We start from the raw sequence: 1,890 nt of genomic DNA on the forward strand, positions 1-1,890 counted from the left end.
TGGGGCTGGCCTTCGCGCCGAACGGCGACCTGCTCACCTGCATCGGCGGCATGGGCGTCTACCGCGTCTCGCCGGACGGGACGGTGGCGAAGGTCACCGACGAAACCAATCGCAGCCTGCTGTCGGTGATCGACGATTCGCGGCTGCGGCTTCCCGACGATCTCGACATCGCGCCGGACGGGCGCATCTTCTTCAGCGAAGCGACGATCCGCTACGAAATGTCTGAATGGGCGGTCGATGCGCTGGAGGGCAGGGGCAACGGCCGGCTGATCTGCCACGATCCGAGGACCGGCTCGACCCGCACCATATTGCGCGGCCTGATCTTTCCCAACGGCGTCACCATTTGCCGCGACGGCCAGTCGCTGCTCTTTGCCGAGACATGGGCGTGCCGCATCAGCCGCTACTGGTTCGACGGACCGGACAAGGGCAAGCGTGAAATCTTCCTCGACAATTTGCCAGGCTATCCCGACAATCTCAACCGCGGCTCCGACGGAACCTACTGGATCGCGCTGCTCGGCATGCGCACCAGAACCTTCGATCTCGCCATGCGCAAGCCGGGTTTTCGCCGCCGCATGGCCAAGCGGATCGCCGCCGACGAATGGCTGTTCCCCAACATCAATCGCGGCTGCGTGCTGCGCGTGTCGGAAACCGGCGAGATCATCGACGCGTTGTGGGACGAGGCCGGCGAAAACCATCCCTCGATCACCTCGACCTGCGAGCACAAGGGCTGGCTCTATCTGGGCGGCGTCTCCAACAACCGCATCGGCCGCGTTCGCATCGAAGGCGCCGATCCGCAATGGACGGCGCATGACGATTACTGGGGGAAGCGCTGATGGCGGGGTTAGGCACGTTCGTCCGCCGGCTGTTTTCGGCTGATGATGCCGGCATCAGCGTGCCGGCCATGGACGGCGTCTTCAAACCGGACAACCGTCTGGAAGAGGCGGAGCGGCTGCTGTCGCTTCCCGCCATCGACAATCTCGTTGCGTCGCCAGCGAGACTGCTGTGCAGCAGCGGCAACACGCTCTTTCGGATCGACCTTGGGAGAGCGGGCGCTTCGGCGGTCGCAATAGCGGAGTTCGCGGCGCCGATCAGCTTTGTCGCATCCGCGCCCGATGGCCGCCTTGCCGTCGGCATCGAGGGTGAGGGCCTGCAAATCGGGCAGCCGGGCACCTGGAGGCGCATCGGCTTGCCAGGCGGCGTGGCGTCCTGCCTCACCGCCGGGGTCTTTACCGTGGATGGCTCGCTCTACCTGTGTGTCGGCTCGCGCAAGCATCCGGCGCGCGACTGGAAGCGCGATCTGATGGAGGGCGGCAGCAGCGGCGTCGTGCTCGCCATCGATCCGGACAGCGGCTCCCAGCGTGAGCTTGCAGCCGGATTGGCATTTCCCAACGGCGCGGTCATGCTCGGCAACGGCCGTCTGGCGATCAGCGAAAGCTGGCGCCATCGTATCGTCGCCCTTGATCCGAAATTACCGCATCCGGTGGCGATCCTGGAAAATCTGCCCGCCTATCCGTCGCGCCTGTCACCCGCTTCCGATGGCGGCTTCTGGATGGCGCTGTTCGCGCCGCGCCGCCAGCTTCTCGAACTGGTGCTGCGCGAGGACGATTATCGCCGCGAGATGATGGCGACGATCGATCCCGGCGAATGGATCGGGCCGGAACTCGCCGGATCGGCGCGGCCGGACCAGCCGCTGAGCCAGGGCTCGGTCCGGCAGATGGGCGTGCTGAAGCCGTGGGCGCCATCGCGCTCCTACGGCCTCGTCGCGCGCTGCGACGACAGCGGCCGGCCCAGCGAAAGCTGGCACAGCCGCGCCGACGGCAGCATGCATGGCGTCACCTCCGTCTGTGAGCATGGCGGCAGCGTCTACGCCGCATCGCGCGGCTCCGGCAC

General features: G+C 66.6%; 2 protein-coding genes. Both read left to right on the forward strand.

The genetic code is table 11. The annotated features are described in order from the left end of the window. The coding region (locus EN893_RS31855) for an SMP-30/gluconolactonase/LRE family protein (RefSeq protein WP_164901293.1) at nt 1–833 on the forward strand (833 nt) is incomplete at its 5' end. Beyond that, on the forward strand, nt 833–1,890 hold a 1,058-nt coding region (locus EN893_RS31860; protein ID WP_128362093.1), incomplete at its 3' end, for a strictosidine synthase. The genes EN893_RS31855 and EN893_RS31860, both read left to right, overlap by 1 nt.

This window comes from Mesorhizobium sp. M7A.F.Ca.CA.004.04.2.1 (assembly GCF_004022825.1).
In the GTDB taxonomy this organism is placed as follows: Bacteria; Pseudomonadota; Alphaproteobacteria; order Rhizobiales; family Rhizobiaceae; genus Mesorhizobium.